2 protein-coding genes are annotated in these 5,277 nt (G+C 42.7%); both read left to right on the forward strand.

All coding sequences use genetic code 11. The features are described 5' to 3' along the window. A partial coding sequence (locus ACFQ1G_RS12935) for a hypothetical protein (protein ID WP_380740198.1) occupies window positions 1–1,384 on the forward strand: 1,384 nt, incomplete at its 5' end. Window positions 1,385–1,969: 585 nt separating this feature from the next. Further along, window positions 1,970–5,277, forward strand: a 3,308-nt coding sequence (locus ACFQ1G_RS12940; RefSeq protein ID WP_380740200.1) for a hypothetical protein, incomplete at its 3' end; no start/stop codon positions are given.

Genomic DNA, 5,277 nt, shown 5'->3' on the forward strand with positions numbered 1-5,277 from the left:
TGCAGGAGATGCTGTAAAACTCGAAGCACCAACTGATTTTGAAGACTGTGCTTTTGAAACCCAGGAAGAACTGGATGCGGCATTTAATACATGGTTAGACGGATTTAACACGTTGAATGATGGATGTGATGCCACCGCCTTCTTTGTAGGCGGAGAACCAACCGCACCAGACCTGGTAACTGGAGGTACTGTTAATGCAACCTATAAAATAGACGATGGTTGTACTCAGGATGAGGTATCTTCAAGCTTTACTATTAACCCGAATCCAACAGCAACTGCGACTGGAGGAAATCTTCCGTGTGATGCTTCCGGATTCCAGTTAATTGGGTCAGCCAGTGGAGGAACTCCTGATTATGATTATAGTTGGACGGGACCTGGAGGCTTTACTTCATCTGTACAAAACCCAATAGTAACTGTTGAAGGAACTTACGAGTTAACAGTTACTGATGATAAAGGATGTACAGATACAGATACAGCAACTGTCTCTCCACCGGAGAACTGTGCACATATCTTCCCAACTCAGACAGATTGTGATGAATATAAGTGTATCACACAGAGCACCGATCCGGATCCTATAGACTTTACTTTAAGTAATGTTTGTATAACTCTTGACGGTAGTGTGATTTCCAATGCGGTTCCTGGAGTGTTCTTCTATTATGCTGATGTTACCGGTAAAGCCGGATCTACAACAGTTATAGTAGATCAGGATTCAGATCTCACTAAATATTTCCTTGCTCAAAACGAGCAGAATGTGAGAGTGTATAGTAATGAGTGTGGGGTTATTGAACCAACTTCCATTACTATTTACGATCATGGAGATGGAACTGATCAAGGCGATGTGGAAATTACTTTCCCATCATCAGCCGGCACTTCTTATATCATTTCAGTAAAGTATGATGTAAAAACCATACTGGGAGGAATGTTAGTTGGTGCTGATCCTTACGCTTCATTTACCATGTATTATAGTGGAGGAGAAATGGTAAGCGGAAGTACAGGTCAAATAAGCCTAAATACTAACGCTTCATGTGATCCAGATCCAATTGAAGATCCGGATGACTGTCAATTTGATTCAAGCTCAGCTACTAGCAATACTATTGAGAAACAATCAAGTGACATGGTAATTAATGACGTGAATGTTTCACCGGTGCCATTTAAGGAAGAGATCAACTTGAGTTACGATCTGAATTACACTTCAGATGTGACCATAGAGATCTTTGATTTTGGAGGTAACCTGTTGAAAACTGTTCAGGATCGAGGCGTATCTAAAGGATCTTCTACCTCTATAGGAGTCGATTTCTCAATTAGTGCTAATCAGATGTACCTGATCAGAGTGACCACAGATAAGGAAACATTTGTCAAACAAGTCGTTTCTTCTAAAAAATAAATTCAATTAACCTTTAAATCCTGAAAAGCAGCCGGAAACGGCTGCTTTTTTTATTTATAATTCTTTGGTTGGCAGCACGTAAGAATTTCATTAATACTTTTTGATATGGATAAAATAATTTTTTGTAGGAGTTTTTCCGGTTCCCTGATTAAACTTTAATTTTTAACAAAAATTTCTCATTATCAGGTAATTACAAATTAAATTTTACCTTACATTTAAGGTAAGATTAGTGAATTGAAGTGAAATCTTACATCTCCTTAATTGTAATTTCACCTTAATTTATGAAGATTTTTCTTCCCCCGGCCCCAATTAGAGCTGGAACTGTGCTTTCCTCCAAAGCCTGTTGGTTTGCCTCCCTTCTTAAAAATTTAGTTTAACAATCCACATTTGTGGAAAGATTGCCCTGTCTGCTCTCTAAGCCTTCTTTGAAATGGCATTATTGCCTCGGTTTATACCGTGCCCAATAATAGTGTTTCCCCCGGTTTTTTACTTCTGCTTGCAGAAGCTTGCACCCAGATTTGCTTGCTCCCTTGAAGTGAACCGCTTGTGTTTTTTGGTGTATTTACTAACCAAAAATCACTAATTATGAGAGATTTTACAGTGCCGGGAATGGGCTTAATAGGTTTTTACGCCTGTTGGAGATGGCTGGTTCCCAAAATTAGATCTGTATCAGCTTTTGCAGGAACTTCTGTTCTTGTGGGGCTGATTTTTTTATGGATGCCTTCTGCAGCGAACGCCCAGGAGGTAACTCTAAGTACCTCCATTCAGGCCGGATTCGGAATAGACGCGGATGTTGAGTCCGATGTATTCAGAAATTCTCTGTTGGATGGAGAGGGAACCGATGACTGGTTCACCATTCCTTATTTGGCTCCAAACCCCGATGGGAACCCTGCTACAGGTGCCGCAGTAATTGAATATCCTTCAATGCAGGATTTTAACGCATTACAGAGTGGAGCAAATGAAATATTTGAACTTCGTATGAATGCCGACCTGTATTCCATGCCGGAGAATGACGGGGTTATTTGGATTGATGCTGTTTATTACAGGGATCAGCGCACAGATGGTGACAAGAAAGATATGACTGTCTTTGATCAGCAGATCAACAAAAATTACAATGATCCTACCACTTGGACATTTAAGACCGGTGATGTTCCGCAAAAGAATGATATAGTTGATGTTTTTGGTCATTTAAGAAGAGCTGCAGACGGAGATCAATATGCGATCGTGGCAGCCTCTACCCGAAATGCAGATGGGGATAGTTATCTGGATTTTGAATATTACAGGGAAGAAGTTACTCTTAATGCTTCCAAAACAAGTTTGATAACTGCAGGAGAAGACTGCGGACATACCGCTTATGAATTCGATCTCATAGCTGAGGGTGAGAATGAAGGTGATGGTTCGGTCCTTGAACATGGGGATATTATCATGTCCGTCAATTATACCAAAGGAGGGGATGCCGTAGATATTCGCCTTTTTGTATGGATCGATAAAAGAGATTTTCCTACAAATCAGGATTTTGCTGACTTTAATTTATTACCTGAAAGGCCTTTTAATTTCGGAAGTGCCAGTGGAGGCTTCGTTTTCTACCCATGTGACAATGATCCAAGTAAAAATTATGGATATGCCAGAATAAGTTTGAAAAGTGGGACTCCGAAATTGGCTGTCTTTGCCCAGTCTAATAACGATGGAACTGTTCCTGCACCGGACTGGGGAACCATTAATGATGCGGGTGATGTGGTCGATTTTTATCAGACAAATACCCTGGCTGAGCTGGCACTTAACTCAACTCTTTTTGGTTTCGATACCCAGAGTGATAATATCTTTTGTGACAGTCCTTTAGGAAGTGTAATAGTTAAAAGCCGCTCTTCAGATGCTTTTACCTCTTCCCTGAAAGATTTTGCCGGACCATTCCAATTAGGAGATACTCCGGAAGTAACCGTTGAAGTCGAAAATGGTTCTTATGAATGTTTTGAGACTTCTACTACTCTTACAGCTGATGTGACTCCGTTAACCGGAACGTTCAAATATCAATGGTATGAATGGATTGATGACGCTTATGTAGAGATCGAAGGCGCGACCAATGCTTCTTTGGAAAATGTCACAGAAGGAACCTATAAATTTAAAGCCACCATATTAATTGGCGGAAATGAAGGTTGTTTTGCTGAAGCGGAAGGTATTTCGGTCATCCAGAATGATCCTGCAGAGATTCTAGAAGCCTCATGTCCTGAAAATGTTTCTTTACCGGCATGTACTGCCCAAACAGAAATAGACGCTGCTTTTGACACCTGGAAGAATAGTCTTTCTTATGAAGGCGGTGGCGGTGAAGTTACGGCTGTATATTATTTGAATGGCCAGGTCGTTGATAATTTAGATCGATTGACTCCACCCGAATTCTGTGGCGGAAGTGTTTCTATCGGAATTTCGGTAACCGATGAATGTGGCCAGGAAAGCAGTTGTAGTACTACCTTTACAATAGCTGCTGATGAGACTCCTGTAGCCTTGACTCCTATCGACGACTACATGTTAGAGGATTGTAATGCTGAATGGCCTGCAAACCTGACCACTAGCTGGACAGACAATTGTGGTGTTGGCGGAATGACCAGTGGAAACCTTGACTCCGATGGTGGAGGCGAAGTAAGTACCGATGGTTGTATCCAAAGCAGAGATTACACCTTTAGTGTCACCGATGACTGCGGTAATTACTCAGAACTGATCGTGACTGTTAGCCGTGAGTTTGATGAGACTCCTGTAGCCTTGACTCCGATCGACGACTACATGTTAGAGGACTGTAACGCTGAATGGCCAGCAAACCTGACCACTAGCTGGACAGACAATTGCGGTGTAGGCGGACAAACCAGTGGAAACCTTGACTCCGATGGTGGAGGCGAAGTAAGTACCGATGGTTGTATCCAGAGCAGAGATTACACCTTTAGTGTAACCGATGACTGCGGAAATTACTCAGAACTGATCGTGACTGTTAGCCGTGAGTTTGATGAGACTCCTGTAGCCTTGACTCCGATCGACGACTACATGTTAGAGGACTGTAACGCTGAATGGCCAGCAAACCTGACCACTAGCTGGACAGACAATTGCGGTGTAGGCGGACAAACCAGTGGAAACCTTGACTCCGATGGTGGAGGCGAAGTAAGTACCGATGGTTGTATCCAGAGCAGGGATTACACCTTTAGTGTAACCGATGACTGCGGAAATTACTCAGAAATGGTTGTGACTGTTAGCCGTGAGTTTGATGAGACTCCTGTAGCCTTGACTCCGATCGATGACTACATGTTAGAGGATTGTAACGCTGAATGGCCTGCAAATCTGACCACTAGCTGGACAGACAATTGCGGTGTTGGCGGACAAACCAGTGGAAACCTTGACTCCGATGGTGGAGGCGAAGTAAGTACTGATGGTTGTATCCAAAGCAGGGATTACACCTTTAGTGTAACCGATGACTGCGGAAATTACTCAGAAATGGTTGTAACTGTTAGCCGTGAGTTTGATGAGACTCCTGTAGCCTTAACTCCGATCGACGACTACATGTTAGAGGATTGTAACGCTGAATGGCCTGCAAACCTGACCACTAGCTGGACAGACAATTGCGGTGTAGGCGGAATGACCAGTGGAAACCTTGACTCCGATGGTGGAGGCGAAGTAAGTACTGATGGTTGTATCCAAAGCAGGGATTACACCTTTAGTGTAACCGATGACTGCGGTAATTACTCAGAAATGGTTGTGACTGTTAGCCGTGAGTTTGATGAGACTCCTGTAGCCTTAACTCCTATCGATGACTACATGTTAGAGGATTGTAATGCTGAATGGCCTGCAAACCTGACCACTAGCTGGACAGACAATTGTGGTGTTGGCGGAATGACCAGTGGAAACCTTGACTC

Source organism: Salinimicrobium gaetbulicola, from assembly GCF_042676025.1.
Classification (GTDB): domain Bacteria; phylum Bacteroidota; class Bacteroidia; order Flavobacteriales; family Flavobacteriaceae; genus Salinimicrobium; species Salinimicrobium gaetbulicola.